Source organism: Streptomyces novaecaesareae (assembly GCF_000716875.1).
Taxonomy (GTDB): Bacteria; Actinomycetota; Actinomycetes; order Streptomycetales; family Streptomycetaceae; genus Kitasatospora; species Kitasatospora novaecaesareae.
In genome coordinates, this window is record NZ_JNWQ01000098.1 from 1 (window position 1) to 23,835 (window position 23,835).

At 71.4% G+C, this 23,835-nt stretch carries 25 protein-coding genes; 7 read left to right on the top strand and 18 right to left on the bottom strand.

The annotated features are described in order from the left end of the window. Positions 1-147: 147 nt before the first annotated feature. The 4 genes from OP86_RS28185 to OP86_RS28200 all read right to left on the bottom strand — a co-directional run bounded on the left by OP86_RS28185 (position 148) and on the right by OP86_RS28200 (position 2,631). Positions 148-990 (bottom strand): helix-turn-helix domain-containing protein, encoded by an 843-nt coding sequence (locus tag OP86_RS28185; protein ID WP_030060556.1) that lies wholly within the window; start codon positions 988-990, stop codon positions 148-150. Between the two features lie 243 nt (positions 991-1,233). Beyond that, on the bottom strand, positions 1,234-1,737 hold the full coding sequence (locus OP86_RS28190) for a DUF6879 family protein (RefSeq protein WP_078589282.1): 504 nt from the start codon (positions 1,735-1,737) through the stop codon (positions 1,234-1,236). A gap of 265 nt (positions 1,738-2,002) precedes the next feature. After that, positions 2,003-2,272: a hypothetical protein gene (locus OP86_RS36165; protein WP_030060554.1), complete on the bottom strand. Its 270-nt coding sequence runs from the start codon at positions 2,270-2,272 to the stop codon at positions 2,003-2,005. Then, positions 2,269-2,631 (bottom strand): ATP-binding protein, encoded by a 363-nt coding sequence (locus OP86_RS28200; RefSeq protein WP_033333759.1) that lies wholly within the window; start codon positions 2,629-2,631, stop codon positions 2,269-2,271. Before OP86_RS28200 ends, OP86_RS36165 begins: the two co-directional genes overlap by 4 nt. Before the next feature lie 267 nt (positions 2,632-2,898). Here OP86_RS28200 and OP86_RS28205 point away from each other — a divergent pair, with 267 nt between their 5' ends. Continuing rightward, positions 2,899-3,711 (top strand): DUF5753 domain-containing protein, encoded by an 813-nt coding sequence (locus OP86_RS28205; protein ID WP_051830826.1) that lies wholly within the window; start codon positions 2,899-2,901, stop codon positions 3,709-3,711. Between the two features lie 3 nt (positions 3,712-3,714). Next, positions 3,715-3,900 carry a DUF397 domain-containing protein gene (locus tag OP86_RS35280; protein ID WP_078589280.1) on the top strand — a complete coding sequence of 62 codons (186 nt, stop codon included), beginning with the start codon at positions 3,715-3,717 and terminating at the stop codon, positions 3,898-3,900. A 46-nt stretch (positions 3,901-3,946) separates the two neighbouring features. Here OP86_RS35280 and OP86_RS28210 read toward each other — a convergent pair whose 3' ends face one another. Beyond that, entirely contained in the window at positions 3,947-5,449 is a 1,503-nt protein-coding gene (locus tag OP86_RS28210; protein WP_078589278.1) for a serine hydrolase domain-containing protein, read from the bottom strand. Positions 5,450-5,731: 282 nt separating this feature from the next. Here OP86_RS28210 and OP86_RS28215 point away from each other — a divergent pair, with 282 nt between their 5' ends. From OP86_RS28215 to OP86_RS34040, 3 genes are all read left to right on the top strand, one after another. Next, entirely contained in the window at positions 5,732-7,441 is a 1,710-nt protein-coding gene (locus OP86_RS28215) for an immunity 49 family protein (RefSeq protein ID WP_030060550.1), read from the top strand. A gap of 94 nt (positions 7,442-7,535) precedes the next feature. Next, positions 7,536-7,916, top strand: coding sequence for a PadR family transcriptional regulator (locus tag OP86_RS28220; RefSeq protein WP_030060549.1), 381 nt, complete (start codon positions 7,536-7,538; stop codon positions 7,914-7,916). Beyond that, entirely contained in the window at positions 7,913-8,515 is a 603-nt protein-coding gene (locus tag OP86_RS34040) for an HAAS signaling domain-containing protein (protein ID WP_030259827.1), read from the top strand. The genes OP86_RS28220 and OP86_RS34040 overlap by 4 nt, the downstream gene beginning before the upstream one ends. Before the next feature lie 75 nt (positions 8,516-8,590). On the opposite strand, the gene OP86_RS28230 is transcribed toward OP86_RS34040, so the two are convergent. After that, positions 8,591-8,878 carry a hypothetical protein gene (locus tag OP86_RS28230; protein ID WP_051830828.1) on the bottom strand — a complete coding sequence of 96 codons (288 nt, stop codon included), beginning with the start codon at positions 8,876-8,878 and terminating at the stop codon, positions 8,591-8,593. Positions 8,879-8,881: 3 nt separating this feature from the next. Then, entirely contained in the window at positions 8,882-9,643 is a 762-nt protein-coding gene (locus OP86_RS28235; protein ID WP_051830829.1) for a DUF6193 family natural product biosynthesis protein, read from the bottom strand. A gap of 211 nt (positions 9,644-9,854) precedes the next feature. Between OP86_RS28235 and OP86_RS34045 the strand changes: the two genes are divergently transcribed. Then, positions 9,855-10,253, top strand: a complete 399-nt coding sequence (locus tag OP86_RS34045) for a hypothetical protein (protein ID WP_051830830.1) — start codon at positions 9,855-9,857, stop codon at positions 10,251-10,253. 86 nt (positions 10,254-10,339) lie between these two features. Here OP86_RS34045 and OP86_RS28245 read toward each other — a convergent pair whose 3' ends face one another. The 11 genes from OP86_RS28245 to OP86_RS28295 all read right to left on the bottom strand — a co-directional run bounded on the left by OP86_RS28245 (position 10,340) and on the right by OP86_RS28295 (position 21,340). Further along, positions 10,340-10,924, bottom strand: a complete 585-nt coding sequence (locus tag OP86_RS28245; RefSeq protein ID WP_030060543.1) for a hypothetical protein — start codon at positions 10,922-10,924, stop codon at positions 10,340-10,342. A gap of 112 nt (positions 10,925-11,036) precedes the next feature. Continuing rightward, entirely contained in the window at positions 11,037-11,849 is an 813-nt protein-coding gene (locus OP86_RS28250; protein ID WP_051830831.1) for an ABC transporter permease, read from the bottom strand. Continuing rightward, positions 11,846-12,772, bottom strand: a complete 927-nt coding sequence (locus tag OP86_RS28255; RefSeq protein ID WP_030060541.1) for an ATP-binding cassette domain-containing protein — start codon at positions 12,770-12,772, stop codon at positions 11,846-11,848. The genes OP86_RS28250 and OP86_RS28255 overlap by 4 nt, the downstream gene beginning before the upstream one ends. Further along, complete coding sequence (locus tag OP86_RS28260) at positions 12,772-13,611, bottom strand: DUF4097 family beta strand repeat-containing protein (RefSeq protein WP_030060540.1); 840 nt, start codon at positions 13,609-13,611, stop codon at positions 12,772-12,774. The genes OP86_RS28255 and OP86_RS28260 overlap by 1 nt, the downstream gene beginning before the upstream one ends. A gap of 105 nt (positions 13,612-13,716) precedes the next feature. After that, positions 13,717-14,310 (bottom strand): toxin-antitoxin system HicB family antitoxin, encoded by a 594-nt coding sequence (locus OP86_RS28265; RefSeq protein WP_030259819.1) that lies wholly within the window; start codon positions 14,308-14,310, stop codon positions 13,717-13,719. Positions 14,311-14,468: 158 nt separating this feature from the next. After that, entirely contained in the window at positions 14,469-15,485 is a 1,017-nt protein-coding gene (locus OP86_RS28270) for an adenosine deaminase (protein ID WP_267883123.1), read from the bottom strand. A gap of 190 nt (positions 15,486-15,675) precedes the next feature. Further along, positions 15,676-16,971, bottom strand: coding sequence for a DUF445 domain-containing protein (locus OP86_RS28275; protein WP_030060537.1), 1,296 nt, complete (start codon positions 16,969-16,971; stop codon positions 15,676-15,678). Positions 16,972-17,181: 210 nt separating this feature from the next. Then, positions 17,182-18,408 (bottom strand): glycosyltransferase family 2 protein, encoded by a 1,227-nt coding sequence (locus tag OP86_RS28280; protein WP_051830833.1) that lies wholly within the window; start codon positions 18,406-18,408, stop codon positions 17,182-17,184. 167 nt (positions 18,409-18,575) lie between these two features. Then, the gene (locus OP86_RS28285; protein ID WP_051830835.1) at positions 18,576-19,535 is read right to left on the bottom strand and encodes an ABC transporter ATP-binding protein; all 960 of its coding nucleotides are present in this window, start codon (positions 19,533-19,535) and stop codon (positions 18,576-18,578) included. Between the two features lie 73 nt (positions 19,536-19,608). Next, the gene (locus OP86_RS28290; protein ID WP_324604101.1) at positions 19,609-20,460 is read right to left on the bottom strand and encodes an ABC transporter permease; all 852 of its coding nucleotides are present in this window, start codon (positions 20,458-20,460) and stop codon (positions 19,609-19,611) included. Further along, positions 20,453-21,340 carry an ABC transporter permease gene (locus OP86_RS28295; protein ID WP_078589276.1) on the bottom strand — a complete coding sequence of 296 codons (888 nt, stop codon included), beginning with the start codon at positions 21,338-21,340 and terminating at the stop codon, positions 20,453-20,455. The genes OP86_RS28290 and OP86_RS28295 overlap by 8 nt, the downstream gene beginning before the upstream one ends. A 279-nt stretch (positions 21,341-21,619) precedes the next feature. On the opposite strand from OP86_RS28295, the gene OP86_RS28300 reads away from it, so the two are divergent. After that, positions 21,620-23,835, top strand: a 2,216-nt coding sequence (locus OP86_RS28300) for a transglycosylase domain-containing protein (protein ID WP_051830837.1), incomplete at its 3' end; no start/stop codon positions are given.

The following is a 23,835-nucleotide window of genomic DNA, read 5'->3' on the forward strand; positions in this document are numbered from 1 at the left end:
GGCTTGGGGGGTGGGGTGGTCATGGTTCTGCTCCCTCCATGCGTGCGGTAGTTCCGCCTCGGTCAGCACGGTAGGGATTGAACTGGCCTGCCTTTCGCAGGATTTCTCCGGTTTTCTCCTGTGAGCGGCGAGGCTTCCGCAGATTTCTCAGCCGGGCGCCAGGGCCGAGCGGGCGCGGGCGATGAGGCGGTGTGCCGAAGGGCCGTACACGGCCGCCGCGTGCTGCTTCTCCCAGACCTTCCGGTACAGCGCGATGTCGGACGGCTCGTCCAGCCACATCTCGGCGTTCCACGTCTCGACGGTCACGAACCTGTCGTCGTAGATCCAGAACCCGTGCTTCGGAATAACGGTCACCGGGGCGCCGAGTGGAACGATTCCCATCTCCACCGTGTCGAGGCCGAGTAGGCCAACCAATCGGTCGAGTTGGGCTGCCAGGACATCAGGCGGGCAGATCTGCACGTACAGCGCAGCCTCGGCCATGATGAACCGGAAGCGCTTCGCCGAATGGTAGAGAGACTCCTGGCGTTTCAAACGGGCCCGGACGCCTTCGTCGATGTCGCGCGGCCCACCATGGAGATTGCTCGCATGAGTCAGCACGTGTCTGGCGTACTCGGCGATTTGGAAGATGCCCGGGACGATCGCAGGTTCGTAGCCGGTGGTCACTCTCGTCTCGCGGCTGTGGCTGACTCCGGCCTCCTGCCGTACGCGATGGCCACCCGCCAGCACCCGAGTCCATCTCCGGTAGCGGGATTCGAGGCCTCGCAACCTTGCCTTCAGCTCTGGAGCCGCTTCCGGCCGCCCGATCGCCTCAGCCCATGCTTGAAGATCTGCGGGGGTTGCCGTCTGCTTGCCGTTCTCCAGCTTCGACACCTTTGATGCCGGCCAACCCAGTCGTGCGGCCAGGTCACGGCCGTTCACGCCCGCCTCGGAGCGCAACTCACGCAGTCGCGCTCCGAGGGACAATCGAGCCTGCTGGAAATCGGTACTCACACTCCGGACGCCACCTGCCGGCTGAACTCTCCGATGGGGATCGCGAAGTGGGTCTCGTAGAGGGTGGGGCAGTCGCCCGTCTCGCTGGTGCTGCCAAGGAACTTGAGCTTCATGGATGGACTCCCTCTCGCTCGGTGGGACACCAGGATGCCGTCCACAGGGTGGTGCGCGGGGTGGTTCGGGCAGATTTCCAGACTGATGAGTGACGGCTCGACCCGAGGTGCCGGGTTGGCAAGTGGTGGATCAGGCGGGACGGTAGTCGTCGTGCGGGACGGCCCGGGTCCAGACGGCGTCGAAGGCTCCGGCGCAGAGCTTCACCGTTGCGGCATCGGCGACCGGTTCGGTGTCGGTCCAGTTGCCGCTGCCGTCGAAGTGGTTGACCAGCAGGGTGCTGCCGTCGAAGAGCCAGAAGTCATTGCCGGGGAGTGCGAGGTCGGTCGCATTCCGGCGGGGCAACCAGCGGATGTCCTCGCCCGCGGCGATGTTGTGGTCCGAGGTGATGTCGTACTCGAAGCGGGTGTAGTCGCTCAGCGGCTCCGACACGATCCGCGCGCGCCGGACCGCGATGCCGCGAGCGGCGGCTTCGCGGACGAGACGGCGCCAGGCGGTCTCGTCACGGCCGTCCAGTTCGATCCGGCCTTCCTGCCAGGCGGCGAACACCGGGTCGTCGCGCATGTATCCGTCGCGCATCTCCAAGTGGACGGCGGAGCGCTGGGCCGCAGCGAAGAGTTGCTCAAAAGTCTGCACTGCGCGTCACCTCCGGGAAGAGCTGGCCGTCGCTGATGAGGTTCATGGCTGGGCCCTTTGGAACGGGATGGGGGATTCAGGATGTCGTTCACTGGCCGGACCGCGCGGCACTTTGCGCAGATCTTCACGCCAAGGGGTGAGCGCACGGGCCGCGCCCCGGGGTGATCGGGGTGCGGCCCGTTGTGCGGTCAGGCGGGGGTGGGGCGGAGATGCTGGGTGCGAGCCTCGCCGAGGGCGCCGAGGAGGGCGGCCAGGAGGTTGAGGGTCAGGAGTTCGAGCATCGGTGGTGGGCGTCCCGGTTGCGCTTGTACTCGCGGAGGAGCGCGAGGAGGTTGATCAGGGTGCTGGCCGGGATGTTGCCGAGGTTGATGAGGCGCAGACCGTGGAGGTTGGTCTCACCCGGGGCGGCGGAGGGCCAGGGGAGGCCGAACTCGCGTCCTTCGGTGCGGAGTTCGATGATCAGCTCGGAGAGTTGGCGGATGGTGAGGTGGAGCAGGGCCGGGTCCGCCGGGTGGATGGGGTGGTGGGCGCTCACACGGCACCGTCCAACTCGAACCAGATGGTTTTGCCGAGCTGCTGGGGGTCGACGCCCCAACGGTGGGTGAGGCCGGCGACCAGCTGGAGGCCCCGGCCGGACTCGGCGAGGACGGAGAGGGGCTGATCCTCCGGGAGGCTCGGGCTGCGGTCGGAGACGGTGACCCGGAGGGTGTTGGAGAGGAAGAGGATGAGGACGACCGGGGAGGTCGTGTTCGCGTGCCGCCAGGCGTTGACGATCAGTTCGACCATGGCGAGTTCGGCGTCCGCGATGGAGGAGGGCGGCCACCCCGCGCGGGTCATGCCGTCGCGCAGGGCGTCGCGGGAGAGGGTGAGGGAAGGGGAGTTGAGGTTGCGCACAGGGGTCTCCCGAAGGGGGAAAGGGTGAGACCGGCGGATGCGTCGCCGTGAACGTGCCCACTGGGCATGGGTGTTCTTCGGTGCCCGAGCGGCGCTTCTGACGATCCGTTCGGTGATCGGTGCATCACAGACTGTAGGGCATCGTGGCTCACATGTGCCACCTAATCCGGAAACATGGTCCACCAGCAGGCGCTGGACTGTTGACTGGGTGGCGTAGATGCTTGGGCCATGCCACCACGTACCACCCCATCAGCCCGGCAGGAACGGTTGGGCATCGAGCTGCGGAAGATGCGAGACAGCGCCCGCCAGACGACCGCCCAGGCCGCAGCTGTCTTCGGACTGGATCGCACGAAGATCACTCAGGTTGAGAAGGGGCACTACCCGATCACGGCCGAGCGAGTCCGCGCACTCGCCGAAGCCTTCGGCGAGACCGACGCCGCGTACATCGAGGCTCTTGCAGCCATGGCCGAGGACAGGCGAAAGGGCTGGTGGGACGAGTATCGAGGCTTCGTTCCGCAGGGGTTTCTCGACATCTGCGAGTTTGAGCACCACGCAAAGGGCATGTACTCCTACCAAATTTGCCACCCGCCAGGCCCCATGCAGTCGGAGCGCTACAGTCGCGCGATCTTCCAGGACAATCAGGTCCAGCTGACCCCGCGCGTCGTGGAGACGCGTGTTGAGCAACGAATGCTGCGATCCGAGATGTTGATGGCGAAAGGCACCCAGCCATACACGGCGATCGTGCACGAGGCGGCTCTCCGCATGCAGTTCGGCGGCCGGGACGTGGCACGGGAACAACTGGACTGGATGCTGGAGTTGTCCCAGCTGCCACATGTCACGCTTCGAGTGATCAGCTTCGCGGCTGGAGGCTTCAAGGGACCTGGCCAGGCGATCAATTACGCGAACGGGCCCGTACCCAGGCTCGACACCGTCAGCTACGACTCCATGGAGGGGCCGATCTTCCTCCACCTGGCTGAGCACCTGAAGGAGTACCGTACGGTCGTTGAACAGATGACTGACAGGTCTCTCTCGGTTGAGGGCTCCCGTGATCTGATCGCGAAGGTCAAGAAGGAGATATAGCCGATGGAGAACCGCGCCTGGATTCGGCCGAGTGCATGCTCCAATGCAAGCAACTGCCCGGAGGTATCAGTCACCTCTGACACCGTCTACGTCCGAAGCAGCCTTCGACCCGAGGCGATCGCCCAACTCGATGTCAGCGAATGGCGTGACCTCGTCTCCGCCATCCGTGCCGGGGAGTTCGACGTCTGACGTAAGCCAAAGGGGCGGGCCGTTCGTCGAACGGCCCGCCCCTCCCTCACGCCGCCTTCGCCGTGGCCCGCACACCGAAGTGCACGTACCGGCTGCCGTCAGCCAGCGCGTAGAACACCACCGGTATCCACGCGTCCTTCTCGTTCCGCCGCCCCGCGAACACGGTCTTCGTCGGCGTGTGCGACACCGCCGTCAGCTCCCACACCAGCGGGTCGAACGTCCCCGCGAGGCCATCGGCCCCCTCGTACGTGAGCCGCAGCCCGTTCTCCGCCTCGGCGATCGTCATCAGGAAGCCCTCGCGCTTGTACCTCCCGACGAACTCCCCGACCTCGACCGCCACCGGCTCGGCCGGCGGCTCGAACCCGGGCATCGTCACGCCCGCGAACTCCGCCGACAGGTCCCTGCACAGCGCCTCGAACACCTTGGGTGCCGCTCCCCCGCCGTTCGTGAGCAGCACCACCGCGACGCCCTTCTCCGGTATCGCCCGCAGGTACGCCAGCTGCCCGAACGTGCTGCCGTCGTGGCCGAACCCGCGGACGCCGTCCCACTCGAACAGTCCCCAGCCGAGACCCCAATGGGCCCCCAGGAACCACTGGTCGGGCATCTCGACCTCGCGGTTCAGCATCGCCTCGACGACCGCCACCGGCAGCACCCGCGTCCCGTCCGGTGCGACGCCGCCGTCCACGAACAGCCGGGCGAACCGGGCGACATCGGCCGCCGTCGCGCAGATCCCGCCGTACGGGCCGGCCGAGCGGGGCAGCATGTTCCACAGCGGCGTGGGCACCGGCTCCTCGCCAGGGTCGGCCATGTGCCCCATGGCGGCCCGGAAGCGCAGCACCTCCTCCGGCAGGGTCATGGTGTGCTCCAGCCCGAGCGGGCCGGTCAGCAGTTCCCTGAGCGCCTCGTCCCACGTGCCGCCGGTCACGACCTCGACGATTCGGCCGAGGACGTTGTACGCGGTGCTGGAGTAGGAGACCGTCGCCCCGGGCGGGTTGGTGAGTCCGACCGTCCGCACCCCCTCGATGTAGCGGGCCAGGCAGTCGTCCCCGCGGCCGGTGTCGTTGACGTAGTCGCCCTCGATGCCGCTGGTGTGGTTGAGGAGTTGACGCGGCGTGATGGTCCGGCTCGCCTCCTCGTCGGCGATCGCGAACTCGGGCAGGACGTCGACCACCGGGGCGTCGAGGTCCAGCTTTCCGGCCTCCGCGAGCAGCACCACCATCGCGGCGGTGTAGCCCTTGCTGACGGAGCCGATCTGGAACACGGAGTCGGTGGTCACGGTGACGCCGGTCTCCGAGTGCAGGATGCCGGAGGCCAGTTCGTGGATCTCACCGTCGGCGAGCACGGCCAGGGTGGCGCCGTGGATGCGGTGGGCGGCGAGCAGTTCGTCGAGCCGGGCCTGCCAGCGGACGGTGTCGAAGGCCGGTGCCTCCTCGGGCACGCCCAGCGCGCGGTTGACCGTGCGGGCGACGTCCCGCTCCGTCCGCTCCAGGAGCTTGGCCACCTCCTGGTCGACGACCTTGGACAGTTCGCGGCTCAGGCTTTCCGTCATGTGCTCTCCCTCGTGGTCACGACGGTTCGGTGCGGCAGCGGTGGGCCCGGGCGCGCCCGCGCCCCGATCAGCCCCGCCGGACTGACCGTCAACTCCCCCGTGGCATACGGAACCAGGCCTCACCCCCGGCGCGGTCCGATGCTGCCGATCATGACACTAGCGCGATCACGAGCTTTTTCAAACGCCGTTTGAAACCTGGCGTCCGTCCATCGCCCCCGCGCCGAACGCTGTCAGCCCCCGCGTCTAGGCTGGCGACCAAGCAAGGGAACAAGGAGCAGAGCTGTGCGGATCGAGCGTCACCAGGTGGACGAGTCGGCGGTTTCGGAGGCCCGCGAGGGCTTCGCCGACCGAATCGGAGGCATGGTCCACTCCTACTCGCGCGCCGGTCTGATGACCGCCACCGAATGGCGGCTGATCGCCGACGAGTTCCTCGACTACCTCGGCGCACTCTCCGCCGACACCCCCGCCCTGGACACCCCCGAGGCCAAGGCCGTCCTCAAGGACGCCACCGAGGCCGCCGCCGGCGCCATCGCGTTCGCCGCGTACTACTCGCACGACAACTTCCACGTCTTCCTCGACTACCCCAACTTCGGGATGAGCTACGACCCCGACGACGCGGACGACACCCTCCGCCGGAGCCTCGTCCTCCCGCAGTACTGGCTCGACGCGCTCTGCCTCGCGATCCTCTCCGACAAGGTCGCCTGGCACGGCGAGGCCTTCGCCTTCACCTGGCAGGCCATGCCCGCCGGCGGCGGCTACTCCGCCGCCCAGCTGACCAACGGCTTCATGGCCCACCTCCTCGGCTACACCCGCGACCAGAACGCGCCCGACGCCGACACCGCCGAACAGCGGCTCGCCGCCATCGACGCCGCGCTGGCCCAGATCGAGGACCGGGACAGCGACGCCACCCTCGCTCTGCGCACCCTGCGCGCCCTCGCCGCCGAAGACCGCGCGGCCTTCGACGCCGGGCTGCTCTCCCTGCTCGGCCGCGCCGGCGGCACCCGCCCCCGCAGCCTCCTGCCGCTGCTCCCCCTCGCCCTCGCCGCGCTCGCCCACCGGGCCCACGGCTGGCTCCCCGCCGTCGACACCGACTACCTCCCGCACGCCCTGGTCACCGGCTTCCCGACCCCCGAGCCCCGCGTCGCCGGCCTCGGCCGCGACCGGCGCCCCGACGCCGTCGCCCAGCTCGCCGCCGGGCCCGTCCACCTGGACCGCCCGACCCCGGCCCTCCCCCTCCACCCCGACAGCGAGGCGCTGTACGAGCAGCGCACCCGGGAGGCGATCAACCCCGGGCCCGACGACCGCCACACCGTCTCCCGGCTCGCCCGCGCCCTGGGCACGCAGACACTCCTGCTGCGGGCCCGCGCCTCGCAGTCCGCCGACGTCACCGACACCCAGCTCGCCGGCCTGCGCCTGGGCTCCCAGCTGGGCGCCGCCCTCTTCCGCATCGCCCTCGCCGAGCCCGGCACCGAGGCCGAGGTCACCATCGACGGCCGTACGGTCCGCTACCCCGCCACCCGGGACGAGGACTCCGGCCCCGGCCTCTGGCAGCTCGCCCTCGACCTCGCCCTGATCACCGGCGCGCGCGAGGACCTCGCCCCGATCGTCCTCGCCGGCCCCACCCACTCCACCGCCGACCGCTCCGGGTACGCCTCCTACCGCGTCGCCCTGCACGACTACTTCCGGGGCATCGACCCGCTCCCGGCCACCGAACAGGCCCTGCGCGACCTCAAGAAGGCCGAGGACTGGGGGTTCCTCGCGCCGCCCGTCGTCCTCTTCTCCCAGCTCGTCGAGGGCGACGAGACCAGCTTCAACCTGGCCCTGATCGACGCCCTCGAAGCCCACCGCGACCACTACCTGGTCGCCGACCGCGCCACCGACCCCGACGCCGCGCTCAGCCTCGACATCCTCGGGCTCGCCTGCCACGCCCGCCGCCGGGGCTGGGCCGTCCACGTCGAGTCCCCGTACCTCCCGGCCCGGCTGCTCGCCTAGCTTCCCGACCGCCCGAATTCGCCGCCCGGCCGCCTCATCGGTGGCCGGGCGGCTGCGCTACCGCTACCTTGCTCCGCCTGCTACCTTGTGATGCATGGTACCTGGCATCACCAACACCGGCGGCTCCGCCGATGCCCCCGACGGGCCGGTGGCGACCCAGCTGCGCAAGGGCGTACTGGAGTACTGCGTGCTGGCGCTCCTGCGCGACGGCCCGCGCTACGGCGTCGAGCTGCTGCAGGAGCTCGGCCGGTACCCCATGCTCGCCACCAGCCAGGGCACGATCTACCCGCTGCTGTCCCGGCTGCGCCGCGCCGGGCTCGCCGACACCTTCCTGCGGGACTCCGCCAGTGGCCCGTCCCGCCGCTACTACACGCTCACCGACGCCGGCCGGGAAGCGCTGCAGGAATTCGCCGCGCTCTGGCCCGCCTTCCGCGAAACCGTCGACCACGTCCTCGACCTGGGAGAGAACCCGTGAACAACCCCACCGAGCACCCCCTGGTCCGCGCCCACCTCGACGCGGTCACCCGCTACACCGCGCCGCTGCCCGAGGAGCGCCGCCGCGAACTGCTGGCCGACCTGCACGAACACATCGAGGTCTCGCTCGCCGACCACGACCCGGCCGACGAAGCCGCCGTCCGCGCCGTGCTGGACCAGCTCGGCAGCCCCCGGCGGATCGCCGACGCTGCACTCGACGAGGAGGGCCTGACCCGGCCCGAGCCGGAGGGCACCGGCCGCACCAACCTGACGCTGCTGTTCGCCGTACTGCCGTTCCCGCTGCTCCTCGTCCCGGCCGTCGGGCCCGCGCTCGCGCTGGCCGCCGCCGTCATCGCCGCCACCCGGGTCGGCAGGTCCCGGGTGTGGACGCGACGGCAGAAGAAGCAGGCGGCCCTGTTCCTGCTCGCCCCCGTCCTGACCGCGCCCCTGGCCGCCGCCGCGTTCGCCGCCTCCCCGGCCGGGCTGACCCCGGTCAACCTGCTCGCCGCCTGCGCGGTGGGCTTCAGCCCGGTCCTGGTTGCGGCGGTGCTGCTGTTCCGCTCGGCCGCCCGCCTGCGCGGCGCCGCCGCCGCGGCCTGAGCGGGCGGGCGGCGGAGCGGGCGCGGCCGGGGCGGGCGTGGCCTGAGCGGGCGTGGCCGGGGTCCTCACCGGCCCTCACCGGCCCCGACGGCGCCGCAACTGCGCCAGCCACTCCCGGACCTGCGCCTCGCCGTGCAGGTACGGCCCGCCGGGCGCGACCGGCAGGTCGATGCCGTACAGCAGGCCCAGCGCCCACAGGGACAGTTCGTCCCACCCGAGTTCGTCGTCGAGGAGCCACCGCCCGGCCCAGCGGTCGGCCTCCTCCCGGCTCACCCGGCCGTCCGCCACGGCGGCGAACCACCGCTCGATCTCGTCCAGGTCCGGCTGCCCGGCGCTCTCCACGGCATCATTGCTCAAGGTCATCGCTCACAGGTCGTCGGGCCCGGCAACGGCCGGGCCGAGGTCCGCGGGGAGGTGGGCCACGGCGAGGGCGGCCGCTTCGGCTGCCGTCCCGACCTCACCGATCAGGTCCTCGTCGCGCCGGCCGTCGTCGCGCCGGCCGTCCTCGCCCTGGTGGCCGAGGGTGCGCTGGACGCGGTACGGGCGGCTCCCGCGGCCGGGGACGATGACGACCGCCGGCGGGTACGGGAAGCCGACGCAGGCCCGGAAGCCGACGCGCCACATGCTGGAGAACGGGAACAGCTGCCGCAGCCTCGGTTCGGCATGCGTCGCCTCCACCAGCGCCCCGAACTCCGGGTAGTCGGGCGCCTCCGCTGCCTGCTGCCGGAGCTGGCGCCAGCCCATGTCGACCGCTGCGGCCGGGCCGCGCTCGACTGCCTGCGCGAACTCACCGGACCTCAGCCACGGCAGCAACTCGTGCATGTCCCGCAGGCTCTTCCCGCTTCCCCAGGCCGCGCCCGCCCGGACGACGTCCCGGAGGTCCGTGGTGGCACCCGTGATCATCTCGATCCCCTGGCTCGCGCCGGTGACGCCGAACCAGCGCCTCTCGGCGCCGATGTGGACGTCGAGCGGCTGGCGCCCGGAGGCGGAGGCGGCGATCCCCGCCGAGGTCACGCCCCAATGGCCCGGCAACACCGTGATGTCCAGCGCCAACTCGGCCGCCGTCCGTTCCAGGACAGCTCCCAGGCTTCCGGCGGCGGCGAGGTCGGGGTAGAACTCAGCATCCATCCCGCCAGTATGGCGATACGACTACCGCAGATCACGACGACCGCAGATCGAGAAAACGGCTTGATCGCACCGCTTCCGAACCCTCCGAGCGGAAGGCGGTTTTCCGCTGCGGAAGGCCGGGGTAGTGGTCGAGGCATTCGCACCCGCACCGTTCACAAATCCATTGCGGCAACGAATCCCTGACACTCACTCAACTGAAGGACGACTCCACATGGACAGGCTCCTCCGGAACACCCTCGCGATCGTCGTGACCGCCGGCGCCCTCGGCGTCGCCGCCGCGCCCGTCGCCACCGCCGCCGCTCAGGCGCAGCCGGTGGCCGGGGTGCAGGCAGAGGTCCGCAACCCGAAGACGGTCAAGGCCGACGCCTACAACCAGGCCCGCAGCATCCTCGCCAACGCCGGCAGCCAGACCGCCGCCAAGTCTCACCCGATCCACGGCAAGAACGACGTCCCGGTCTCCTACGGCACCAGCCTGCTCGCCTCCGCCCGGGACGAGTTCCGCGCGGCGGACAAGAACCTGCCTGCGGGCCAGAAGAAGTCCGACATGTCGATTCCCCACTACAACGCCATCCACAGCGCGGCGAAGACCATGGGCATCGACCGCTGGTGAACCCCCGGCCCCCGGCCGCCGACCGCCGACCGCCGACCGGCCCCGGCCCCGGCCGCCGACCACCCCCGGCCCCCGGCAGGCACCTGCTACCGGCGGGTGACCTCCGGCCCGGCCGGCCGTCCGTCCCCGTCGACGGTGTAGACCCTGGTCTCGTGCTCCGCGGTCACCGCGATCCGGCCCGGTCCGGTCCACTCGGCCTTCAGGAAGCCGTCGTTCTCCTCCCAGGTGCCCAGGCTCCAGTGCCGGGCGGACCAGCCGGTGCCGGTCAGCAGTTCCACGCGGTAGATCGGGTCGATCGAGAAGGCGATGTCGGTGACGGTCAGGACGTGGTCGGGACGGTCCGGGCCGGGCTTCCGTGCGACCAGTCGCCCGTCGCCGCCGAGGACGTACGACAGGGATCCGATCGCGATCCCGATGACGATGAGCGGTGACAGGACGGCCGCGAAGCCGATCTGCGCCCAGCGCGTCCGGAACTCGAACCGGATCACCATGGACAGCACGAGGAGTACGACCGCGGACCCGAGCAGCAGTACCGGGTGGTTCAGCAGGCGCTCGACCTCGACCAGGCCGCCGGAGCGGGAGGAGAGGTAGCCCGGCAGGTACGCGAGGAGCGCCGCCAGCGCCGCGCCTCTGAGCCACCACACGATCTGCTTGCGACGCGTCACCGTCATTTGCTCCCCCCGGAGTTGTCCTTTGCCGGGACTTTACTACGGGATGCCCCTGTGGCCCGGGCGGCGGGTTGATCCGCCGCCCGGGCCCGGTGGGCTACCGGCCGTACCCCCGTCACCGCCGGTAGAAGATGCTCCTCGACCAGAAGTAGCCGAGCAGCGTCAGCCCGGTGCACCAGGCGAGGGCGCTCCAGGCGCTGGTGCCGATCTCGGTGCCCGTCAGCAGGCCGCGCAGGGTCTCGATGACGGGGGTGAAGGGCTGGTACTCGGCGAACCAGCGCAGCACGGTCGGCATGGAGTCGGGCGGGACGATGGCGCTGCCGATGAAGGGCAGGAAGGTCAGCGGCAGGGGCGTGTTGCTCGCGCTCTCCGGTGTCTTCGACACCAGCCCGATCCCCGCCGAGACCCACGTCAGCGACAGCGTGACGAACATCAGCAGCCCCGCGGCCGCCAGCCACTCCAGCGGGCCCGCGTTCGACCGGAAGCCCATCGCGAAGGCCGCCCCGATCACCAGCACCAGCGCGGCCATGGTCTGGATCACGCTGCTGACCACGTGCCCGGCCAGGAACGCCGATCGGGATATCGCCATCGTGCGGAAGCGGTTGACGATGCCTTCCGTCATGTCGACGCAGACGCCCACCGCCGTGGCGACCGAACCCGCCGTCGCCGTCATCAGGACGATGCCCGGCGTCACGTAGTCGATGTAGCTGCCGCCGCCGATCCCCGCTCCCAGCGCGCCCCCGTAGGCGTAGTTGAAGAGCGCCAGCATCATCACCGGCATCACCACGACCGAGAAGGTCATCGCCGGGTACCGCTGCGCGCGCTTGAGGTTGCGCCGCAGCATGGTCAGCGAGTCGCTGACCGCGTAGCTCCTCGTCGTGCCCGTCGTCGTACTCGTCGCGCTCGTCGCGCTCGTCGTCGCGCTCATCGCGCACCCTCCCCGGTGAGTGTGAGGAACACGTCGTCCAGATCGGCCGTCTCCACGACCAGCGACTCGGCCCGGACGGAGGCGTTGTCGAGCGCGTCCAGTACGGCCTTCACCGTGAGGACGGAGTTGTCCCCCGGGATGTCCAGCCGCAGCGCCTCGGTGTCGGCGGCGGCGTAGTCGAACAGTGCGGCGGCGGCGCCCAGTTGGCCGGCGTCGGCGAACTGGAGCCGGATCCGCCCGCCGGGGACGATCCGCTTGAGCTCCTCGGCGGTGCCCTCGGCGACGATCCGGCCGCCGTCCAGGACGGCTATCCGGTCGGCGAGTTGGTCGGCCTCGTCCAGATACTGGGTGGTGAGGAAGATCGTCACCCCGTGGTCGGCGACCAGCCCGCGGATGATCTCCCACATGGTGCGCCGGCTGCGCGGGTCCAGCCCGGTGGTCGGCTCGTCGAGGAAGATCACCTTCGGGTCCCCGACCAGTGTCATCGCCAGGTCGAGCTTGCGCCGCATGCCGCCGGAGAAGGTGGTGACGGGCGTGCGCGAGGCTTCGGTGAGGTCGAAGCGCCGCAGCAGGGCCTCGGCTCGCCTCCGCCCCTCCCGACGGCGGAGGTGATTGAGGTCGGCCATCAGCATGAGGTTCTCCTCGGCGGTGAGCAGGTTGTCCACGGCCGAGAACTGGCCGGTCACCCCGATCGCCTTCCGTACCCCGTCGGCCTGCCGGACCACGTCCTGCCCGGCCACCCGGGCCGAGCCGCCGTCGGCGGGGATCAGGGTGGAGAGGATCTGCACCGTGGTGGTCTTGCCGGCGCCGTTCGGCCCGAGCAGGGCGAACACGCTGCCCGCCGGGATGTCCAGGTCGACGCCCCTCAGGACCGCCTTCTCCCCGTACGACTTGGTCAGCCCGACCGCGGAGATCGCCGCCATCACGCCCTCCGGATGACGACGCTGCCGACCTGGGTCTGACCGCGGACCTCGACCGTCTCCCGGGCGTCGCCCGGGCCCTCGCTCGTGCCGAGGTCGTGGCGGACGCTGCCGAACTTGCTGTGCACGTCGAGCCAGGCCGCCGTGCCCTCGGCGATGCCGACCTCCAAGTCCCCCACGCCGGTGTTCAGGGCGATCTTGCCCCGGACGACCCGGCCGAGCCGGATGTGGCCGTTGGCCGTCTTGGCGTCCACGCCCGCCTGTGCGACGCCGACGTGGATCCGGCCGTTGGAGGCGTTGGCCGTCAGCTCGCCGTGCACCTCGTCGATCTCGGTGTCGCCGTTGCTGTTCTTGACCGTCAGCCGGCCCTCGACGGTGCCGACCTCGATCCGGCCGGCGCCGGACACCTCGGCGTCCCCGGTGACCGCGCCGAGCCGGATGTCCCCGTGGTCGGTCTTGAGCCGCACGTTCTCGGCCTGGTCGATCTGGATCCGGCCCATGGAGGCCTTCAGCCGGCAGTCGCCGAGCGGGCCTTCGGTGACGAAGTCCGCCATCGGGGACTCGGCGTGCACCTCGGAGCCGGCCGGCAGGTCGACCAGGATCTCGATCGAGCCCTTCTTGTTGGAGAACACGGTGCGCTGCTTGGGACCCTTGAGGGTGATCCGGCCGCCGGAGAAGTCGACCTGGGTCAGCTCGGCGGCCTTGACGTCCGCCTCCCTGGCCGCGTTGGCGGGGCGGACCTCGACCACGGCGTCGGTGCGCTTGCTCGCGCGGATCCACACCGAGCCGATCTCGAACTCCAGGGTGGCGGAGATCGGTCCGTCCGTCTCGTACGTAGGCATGGCTGTCCCGTCCTCTTGACTCGTGTAGGTGTTCCCGCTGGTCGGAGCGGGGGTGACGTTGAAGGTGCAGGTGCAGGTGCGGGGAGTTCGGGCGGTGCGGAAGTGTCAGTGGACCCAGCCGGTGAAGCCCTGGCCGCCGACGCTGCGCGGGGCGCGGGTGCCCGGATCGGCCGCCGGGCGGGCGGCCGGCTGACCGCCCTCCAGCGCCCCGGCGACGGCCCGGACCAGCCAGGCGTTGAGGGAGAGGCCCTCCTGCCCGGCGGCCTCCTCCGCCCGGGCCTTGAGGTTGGCGGGCAGGCGCAGATTGATCCGGGCGGTGCCGCTCTCGTCCGACTCCGGCAGTGCCGGCGCCGTGGGAGCCAGCGGAGGCGCCATCGGTGGCACCACTGGTGGCACCATCGAAGGCGCCATCGACGGCACCACGGGCGACACGTCGCCGTGGAAGCCGCCGGAGCCCGGCGGCGCCGTCACCACGAACTCCGGGTCGAGCCCGCGCAGACGCACGTCCACCGAACCCGGGGCGAGGTCGCGGGTGACCTCGCCCATGGCGGCCGAGAGCGCGTTGAGCAGGGTGAGCCGCACGGCCGACTCCAGCGGGAGCGTCAGCCGCTCGGCCAGCGCGCGGGCTTCGTCCCCGCCGGCGGCGGCGGCCACCGCGAGCTCGTTCCGGAGGTTCTCGACGTACGGCGTGAGGTCCATGGCTCAAGCATGGCACAGCAATGGTGCCATGTCGAGTCATTAGTGGCACCACTTTGGCACCACCTCTCGGCGGGGCCGGGAAACGGCACCGCCCCGCCGGCCGAGGCCGACGGGGCGGTGCACAAGGGGAACAGCGAGGAGCGAGGAGCGGGAGGAGGTCAGCGCCGCCAGCCCGCCAGGTGGGCGTCGATCTCGCCGACCAGCCGCGCCTTGCCGGCCCGGTCCAGGAAGGAGGCCTCGACCGCGTTGCGGGCCAGCGCCGCCACCCCGGCCTCGTCCAGGCCCAGCAGCCGAGCCGCCACCGCGTACTCGGTGTTGAGGTCGGTGCCGAACATCGGCGGGTCGTCGCTGTTGACCGTCACCAGCAGCCCGGCGTCCACCATCCGCTTGATCGGGTGGTCCTCGATCCGCCCCACGGCCCGGGTGGCGATGTTGGAGGTCGGGCAGACCTCCAGCGCGATCCGGTGCTCGCCCAGGTGGTCGAGCAGCGCCGGGTCCCCGACCGCCTGGGTGCCGTGCCCGATGCGCTCGGCGCCGAGCTCCCGGATCGCGTCCCAGACCGTCTCCGGCCCGGTGGTCTCGCCCGCGTGCGGGACGCTGTGCAGGCCGGCCGCGCGCGCCCGGTCGAAGTACGGCTTGAACTGCGGGCGCGGCACGCCGATCTCCGGGCCGCCCAGGCCGAAGCTGACCAGGCCCTCGGGGGCCAGCTCGGTGGCCAGCCGGGCGGTCACCTCGGCCGCCTCCAGGCCGGCCTCGCCCGGGATGTCGAAGCACCAGCGCAGCACCACGCCGAGCTCCTTCTCGGCGCGCAGCCGGGCGTCCTCGATCGCCTCCATGAAGGCGACCTCGGGGATGCCCCGCTTGACCGAGGAGTACGGCGTGATGGTCAGCTCGGCGTACCGGATGTTCTGGCGCGCCATGTCCTCGGCGACGCCGTAGGTGAGCGCCCGGACGTCCTCGGCGTCCCGGACCAGGTCCACGACGCTCAGGTAGACCTCGATGAAGTGCGCGAAGTCGGTGAAGGTGAAGTACTCGGCGAGCGCCGCCGGGTCGGTGGGCACCTTGGACCCCCCGGCGTGGCGGGCGGCCAGTTCGGCGACGACCCGCGGCGAGGCCGAGCCGACGTGGTGGACGTGCAGTTCCGCCTTGGGCATCCCGGCGATGAACGCCTCGATGCCGCTCTTGCTCCCGGTGTCACCGGTGCTACCAGTGCTACCGGTGCTTCCGGTGGGGTTTCCGATCCGACTTCCGTCCGGCTGGACCACGGCGGTGCCCTTCTTCGTTCTCCGCGCCTTCTACGCGCGTTCCGACAGTGCTGGCAAGCATAGGCCGGGCCGGCTCACCCCGGACGGACGAGCGCCCGGCTCAGCCCCCGAGCGCGGAGGCCGCGGTGTGGATCAGCAGCCCGGCCAGGGCGCCGACCACGGTGCCGTTGATCCGGATGAACTGCAGGTCGCGGCCGACGTTGGCCTCGATCTTGCGGGAGGCCTCGTCGGCGTCCCAGCCCGCCACCGTCTCGGAGATCAGCGAGGTGATCTCGGCGCGGTAGGTGTCGACCAGGTACTGGGCGGCGTCCTGCAGCCAGCCGTCCACCTTGGCCTGCAGCTTGGCGTCGGTGGCCAGGCGCTCGCCGAAGCGGCGCACGCCCTCGCGGATGCGCCGGCGCAGTTCGCTGTCCTCGTCCTCGGCCGCACCCATCACCAGGGTGCGCACGGCCGCCCAGGTGGAGTTGATCAGGTCCTGCACCTCGGGGCGGGCCAGCAGCTCGCCCTTGGCCCGCTCGACCCGGGCGATGGTCTCCGGGTCGGTCTGCAGCTCGGTCGCGAAGTCGGCGAGGAAGTTGTCGATCGCGCCGCGGGCCGGGTGGTCCGGGTCGTCGCGGATGTCGGTGACGAAGCGCAGCAGCTCCTTGTAGACCCGCTCGCCGACCTGGTGGTCGATGAACCTGGGCGTCCAGCCCGGGGTCTTCTGGGTCACCTTCTGCACCACGTCCTCGTGGTTGGCGGTCAGCCAGCCGTGCGCCCGGACGGCCACCAGGTCCACCACGCCGTGGTGCCCGCCGTCCGCGACCACCTTGCCGAGCATCCGGCCCATCGGCTCGGCCACCGAGGTGGCGGCGGCCCGCCTGGTCACCGCCTCGGCGACCACCGCCCGCACGTCCTCGTCGCGCAGCACCGCGAGCAGGCCGCGCAGCGCCGCCGAGGCCTCCTTGGTGACCCGCTCGGCGCTGCCCGGCGCGGCCAGCCACTCCCCCAGCCGCCGGCCGATGCCGAGCGCCGCGAGGCGCCCGCGCACCACGTGACCGGAGAGGAAGTTGTCGCCGACGAAGTCGCCGAGCGAGCGCCCGAAGGCGTCCTTCTTGGTCGGGATGATCGCGGTGTGCGGGATCGGCAGGCCGAAGGGGCGGCGGAACAGCGCGGTCACCGCGAACCAGTCGGCCAGCGCGCCGACCATGCCCGCCTCGGCGGCGGCCGCCACGTACCCCGCCCAGGCGCCGGCCCCGGCCGCCTTGGCCCAGGTGGAGAGGGCGAAGACCAGGGTCGCGAAGGCCAGCAGGCCGGTCGCGATGGTCTTCATCCGGCGGACGCCCTGTCTCTTCTCTTCGTCGGCCGCGGTGAACCGGACCCCGGGGCCGGTCCCGTTGAAGGCATCGTCACTCACCCCGCCAGTCTGCCCGGTGCCCGGCGCGGGCGGGGGCGCGCCTCGCGATCACGCGCCGGGCGTGCGGACCGTTACGCCGGGCATGCGGACGGTCACGCGCCTGGACAGCCCGACCACGCAGAACTCCGGACCCGGCCCCGCCCCGCTACCCGGCCCCGGAGCGGAGCCCCGCCGCCCGCCGCGCCTCCGGAGCGCCACCCGCCCCCGGCCTCACCCCCGGCCGCCGTTCACCGAGTTGGCCAGCCGGCGCCACACCCGGTGGCGCCGCAGCCCGCGCCGCACCTGCGCCGGGACGATGCCGCGCCACAGCTGCTGGGCCAGGTTCAACGGCGGGGCCGCCTCGACCACCGGCTCCTCCCGCAGCAGGAACAGCTCGTCCGGCAGCCCGAGCCGGTCGTCCCGGAACGCCGGGTAGCCCGCGTAGTGCCGCCGGCCCTCCACGACCACCGGCGGCTCACCGTGCGCGGCCTCGTACCGGATCTGGTCGCGCAGCGCGTCCGGCCGTACGGCCACGGCGAGTTCGAGCCGCACCCGCCCGGCCACCGGCAACCGGTGGTACACCTCACGGGCGCCGAACCGCTCGACCAGCCGGGCGACTTCGCGGCACACCCGCTCCTGCAGCCGGTCGTCCAGCAGCAGGAAGCCCGCCCCCAGCAGCCGCGGCACGTCCCAGCTGAAGCCGCGCACCCGGATGGCGTCCAACTCCTCGCCCGGTACGGCCAGTTCGGCCGCCACCTGCTGGAGCGCGGCGATCCCGCGCAGCCGGTCCAGCACCCCGGCCCGCTCGGTGGCATTGCCCAGGTCCTCGCGCAGCACCAGGAAGTAGCAGTCGTAGTCGGCGAGGACGGACACCCGGCCCGCCCGCAGGCAGGCCTCCAGGGTGAACGGCTGGTCCGAGAAGACCTTCAACTCCTCGTCGTGGCGCAGCCCGTGGCACCGGATGAGATCCGTCCGGAACAGCTTGCTGTCGGCCAGCGCCCAGGCCAGCGCGGAGTCGGCGAAGCCCACCGACTCCGCGTCGGCGTGGAAGATCCCCTGCGGCACCAGCCGCCCGTTCACCCCGACCTGCTCGGGCACCACCACGTCCGAGCCCCAGGCGTCGGCGGCCGCGACCAGCCGCTCCAGCGCCTCCGCGCCGAGCCGGTCGTCCGCGCCGAGGAACAGCACGTAGCGGCCGCGGGCCAACGCCAGGCCGCGGTTGGTCGGGCCCGCCGGGCCACCCGAGTCGGGCTGGTGCGCCACCCGGAACAGCCCGGGGTGGCGGGCCGCGTACTCGTCCAGCAGCGCCCCGCCGCCATCCGTGGAGCCGTCGTCCACCGCCACCACCTCCAGCCGCCCCGGCGCCAGGGACTGCCCGACCAGCGAGTCCAGGCAGGCGGTGAGGTACGGCATGGCGTTGTGGACCGCGACCACCACGGTCACGTCGGGTACGGCCATCGGGCGGTGGGCCTCCGGTCCTGGTGTCGGTGGGTGACGGAGGGCCAACTCGGCTCCGGAGTCGGGAGTCACGACCGTCACCCGCACCGGGGACGGCGGGCAGAACACCCGCCCGGCCGCCGTACGCGCACACGCACGGCGACCGGACAGCCCAGCCGACCGACCGCTCAGCCGATCGCGACCTCCGCGTACATCCGGGCGATCACGTCCTCGATGGCCGGCTCGCGCACCGAGAGGTCCACCAGCGGGTACCGCTCCGCGACCGCCGCCACGATCGGCGCGGCGCTCTGCGGCGCCGGGAAGGCCAGCCACTGGCGCGGCCCCTCGACCTTGACCACCCGGGCCCCGGCCACGTCGATCGGGGCCCGGGCCTCGGCGAGGTCCACCACGAGCGTCCGCTCGCTGCGGCCGGTGGCGTGCAGGCCGTCCAGCCCGCCGTCGTAGACCACCCGGCCGTGGTCGATCACCATCACCCGGTCGCAGAGCTGTTCGATGTCGGTCAGGTCGTGGGTGGTGAGCAGCACCGTGGTGCCCCGGTCGCGGTTGACCTCGCGCAGGAACTCGCGCACCTTGCCCTTGCTGACCACGTCCAGGCCGATGGTCGGCTCGTCCAGGTAGAGCACCTGGGGGTCGTGCAGCAGTGCCGCCGCGAGGTCGCCGCGCATCCGCTGGCCGAGCGAGAGCTGGCGGACGGGGGTGTCCAACAGAGCGCCCAGGTCGAGCAGTTCGACGCAGCGGTCGAGGTTCTCGCGGTACCGCCGGTCGGGGATGCGGTAGATCCGGCGGGCGAGTTCGAAGGAGTCGCGCAGCGGGAGGTCCCACCAGAGGGTGGTGCGCTGGCCGAAGACGACGCCGATCCGGCGGGCCAGCGTGACGCGTTCGCGGGCCGGGTCGACCCCGGCCACCCGCAGCCGTCCGGAGCTGGGGACGAGGATGCCGGTGAGCATCTTGATGGTGGTGGACTTGCCGGCGCCGTTGGGCCCGATGTAGCCGACGCACTCGCCGGCCTCGACGGTGAAGCTGAGCCCGTCCACCGCGCGCACCTCGCGCTTGGTCCGGCTGAACCGGCCGGTGCGGGCCCGTACGGTGAAGCTGCGGCGGACGTCCTGGAGTTCGATCAGTGCCATGGAAACTCCTTGAGAGCGACGGGGGTCCGGACGGGAGTCCAGACGGCGGTCCGAACGGTGGTCCGGACGACGTTCAGCTGCCGGTCCCGCGGTAGGCGCGCAGCCCGGCGCGCCAGGCGAGCCCGGCGGCGGCGACGCAGAGGGCGGCGGCGACCGGCGAGGCGTACTGGAAGGCGACGGGCAGGCCGAGCGGGTCGGGCCGGCCGAGGATGTGCAGCGCGGGCAGCCAGTTGACGAAGGCCAGCGGGACGCCGAAGACCACCCCGGCGACGAGTTCCTTGGCGAAGATGGTCGGCGGGTAGTGCAGCAGGGTCGCGCCGCCGTAGGTGAAGGAGTTCTGGATCTCCTTGGACTCGCCCCACCAGAACTGGACGGTGGCGCCGCCGACGTAGATCGCGCCGAAGATGACGCTGCCGCAGACCAGCAGGACGGGCACGAGCAGCACCCGGTCCCAGGTCCAGTGCACGTCCAGGGCAGCCAGCGACCAGGCGAGCACCGCCACGGCCTGGAGCGGGCGGCCGAGCCGGCGCAGCGAGAAGCGTTCGGCGCACAGCTGGGAGAGCGCGGGAGCGGGGCGGATCAGCATGGTGTCCAGGGATCCGTTGACGATCCGCACGCCGAGGCCGTCGACCGAGCCGACCAGCATGTTGGCGACGCCGAGCGAGAAGGTCGCGGTGGCGTAGAGGAAGGCGATCTCCGGCAGGTTCCAGCCGCCGAGCCGGTCGGTGTGCCGGAACATGATCACCAGCACGACGAAGTCGAGGGAGTGGGTGGCCAGGCTCGCCAGGAGGTTCAGTGCGAAGGAGGCCCGGTAGGCCATCATCGAGCGCATCCACATCCGGGCGCAGAGCCACCAGGAGCGCACCGCCCAGGCGGTGCGCGCCGCGAGGGGCTCGCCGCGGTGGGCCAGGAGCTGCTCAGCCACCCTGCACCACCACCCGGCGGGTCGCCAGCCACTGCGCGCCCCGTCCGGCGGCGAGCAGCGCGGCCGCCCAGGCGAGCTGGAAGCCGAGCGCCCCGAGCAGTCCGCTGCCGCTCGCGCGCTCCAGGAAGACGTCCGTCGGTACCTTCACCAGCGCCGCCCAGGGCAGCACCGGGGCGAGGTCGCCGAGCAGGCCGGGGAACAGCGCGATCGGCAGCAGCATGCCGGAGAAGAACATCGAGACCACCAGCATCACCGAGCGCACGCCCTCCGAGTCGTGCAGCCAGAAGCCGGTGATCGAGACCAGGAAGCGCAGCCCGAAGCTGACCACGACCGCGAGCAGCACCGAGAGCAGGAAGAACGCCCAGGTCAGCGGGTTTTCGGGCAGCCGGGTGCGGAACACCAGGGCGCCCACCAGCATCGGCCCGGTGCCGCGGACCAGCAGTTGGAAGGCGGCCCGGCCGAGGTCGGTGGCCAGCCACCAGCCCTGGAAGTCGACCGGACGGTAGAGGTCGACGGCGATGTCCCCGCTGCGGAAGCGGTCCTGGACGTCGTCCTGGAAGCCTCCGCCCCACACGGCGACGGTGACCAGCAGGGCCTGGCTGACCCAGATGTACGTGACGGCCTGGCTCTGGTCGTAGCCGCCGAGGCCGGGGCGGGCCTGCCACAGGGCGAGGAAGGAGGAGGCGAGGATGATGCCGAAGACGGTGTTGGTGAAGGTGCCGGCCAGGGTGGCGGCGCGGTAGGTGGAGTAGCGGCGGAAGGCGCCGTGGGCGACGGCGGCGTAGAGCCCGAGGGCGGCGGCCGCGTCGGGCCGGGGGGAGGCGGCCGGGGCCGCCGTGGGATCGGGGGGCCTTGCCCCGGCGGGGACAGCATTCAGCATATTGTCTCCTTATCGACAATTACGGGCACAGGCTCGCGCGCAGAAGACGCAGACGGGCCCGGAAGGACACCACTCGACACCGGCGCACACCCCAGCGGCCCCGACCCGCCGAACCCGGGGGTACCGGGCCGGACGGACGGAGCTGCCGAAGTGGGTGCGCTATCCGGTTTGCACCTTTCACCGTACCGCCGACGATCAGCCCCCGCACCCGGATTTCCCGAGCCCGCCGACCAGCCCCACCCACCGCTGACCGGCCGTCAAATAGCACATAATCGCCGCATGACCTTGAGCACCCGCCGCCAGGCCAAACGGGCCGCCCGCCGCGAGGCCCGCCGCGCCCTCCCGCTCTGGCGCCGGCTCCTGCCCACCTGGCGGATCACCCTCGGCACCCTCACCGCGCTCTTCCTGATCGCCGTCGGCAGCTTCGCCGTGCTCTACGTCATCGTCCCGGTGCCCGACGCCAACGCCCACGCCGTCGCCCAGAACAACATCTACCTCTACGCCGACGGCACCACCGAGATCGCCCGCACCGGCGCCGTCAACCGCACCGACGTCACCATCGACCAGATCCCGCTACAGACCCAGCAAGCCGTCGTCTCCGCCGAGGACCGCACCTTCTACCAGAACCGCGGCATCGACCTGAAAGGCATGCTCCGGGCCGGCTGGAACACCCTCCTCGGCAAGGGCATGCAAGGCGGCTCCACCATCACCCAGCAGTACGTCAAGAACTACTACCTGACCCAGGACCAGACCATCGAGCGCAAGGGCCGCGAACTCCTCATCGCCCTCAAGGTCGACCAGCAGCGCGACAAGAAGGACATCCTGGCCGGATACCTCAACAGCAGCTACTTCGGCCGCGGCGCCTACGGCATCCAGAGCGCCGCCCACGCCTACTACGGCGTCGACGCCTCCGCCCTCACCCTCACCCAGGGCGCCTACCTCGCCTCACTGCTCCAGGCCCCCAGCCTCTACGACGTGAAGACGGCCACCCCCGCCAACCGCGAGAAGGCCATGGCCCGCTGGAACTACACCCTCGACGGCATGGTCCAACTCGGCTTCCTCACCACCGCCGACCGCACCGCCGCCACCTTCCCCGAACCGATCGACCCCCAGCCCGCCACCGGCCTCTCCGGCCAGGCCGGCTACCTCGTCGGCGTCGCCGACGACTACCTGATCTCCACCGGCACCATCGACGCCCCCACCCTCAAAGCCGGCGGCTGGCGGATCACCACCACCTTCGACAAACCCAAGCAGGACGCCTTCGTCAAGGCCGTCCAGGACGAACTCACCGACGAACTCGACCCCAAGGCCCGCCCCACCACCGACACCGACGTCCGCATCGCCGGCGCCTCCGTCGAACCCGCCACCGGCCGCGTCGTCGCCGTCTACGGCGGCCCCGACTACGCCAAGCAGCCCTACAACGACGCCCTGCGCCAGGACAACCAGATCGGCTCCACCTTCAAACCGATCGACCTCGCCGCCGGCCTACTCGCCCAGCACACCCTCGACGGCCGCCCCATCACCACCGAAACCCGCTACGACGGCACCAGCGAACGCCCCGTCACCGGCGGCCCCACCCCGTACGCGCCACCCAACGAGGACAACATCGACTACGGCGACATCACCCTGCGCTACGCCATGGTGAAATCCGTCAACTCCGTCTACGCCCAGGAAGGCGTGGACGCCGGACTCGCCCGCGTCCGGGAGACCGCCGTCAAACTCGGCATCCCCGACAACGTCCGCGGCATGGACCCGGCCAACACCTCGATGACCCTCGGCACCGCCACCCCCAGCGCCCTCGACCTGGCCGGCGCCTACGCCACCCTCGCCAACCACGGCCAGGCCCACACCCCGTGGTCCGTCCTCAAACTCGAACGCGTCAACCCCGGCGGCGCCATCGACGTCCCCAAGATGCCCGCACACAACCCCACCGACGCCCTCGGCCGCGGCTTCGCCGACTCCGTCACCGACGTCCTGCGCGACGTCGTCAGCCCCCGCGGCACCGGCGCCGCCGCCCTCGACCTCGGCCGCCCCGCCGCCGGCAAGACCGGCACCACCGACTCCAACCTCTCCGCCTGGTTCGCCGGCTACACCCCCGAACTCACCACCACCGTCGGCCTGTTCCGCGAGAACCCGAAGACCCACGCCAAAGAACCCCTGTCCGGCACCGCCGGACTCACCCGGATCAACGGCGGCACCTTCCCCACCAGGATCTGGACCGCCTACATGACCGCCGCCCTCGGCGGCACCCCCACCCAGCAGTTCGACCTCCAGACCGGAACCGAAACCCCCACCACCGACAACTGGCCCACCCCCACCGGAAACACCACCCCCAGCACCGGCACCACCCCCACCAACGACAGCCGGCCCACCGGCCCCACCCACGCACCCGACACCGCACCCACCCACGCCACCAGCGCACCCCCCACCAGCAGCTGTCTCTTATACACATCTCCGAGCCCACGAGACAGGCAGAAATCTCGTATGCCGTCTTC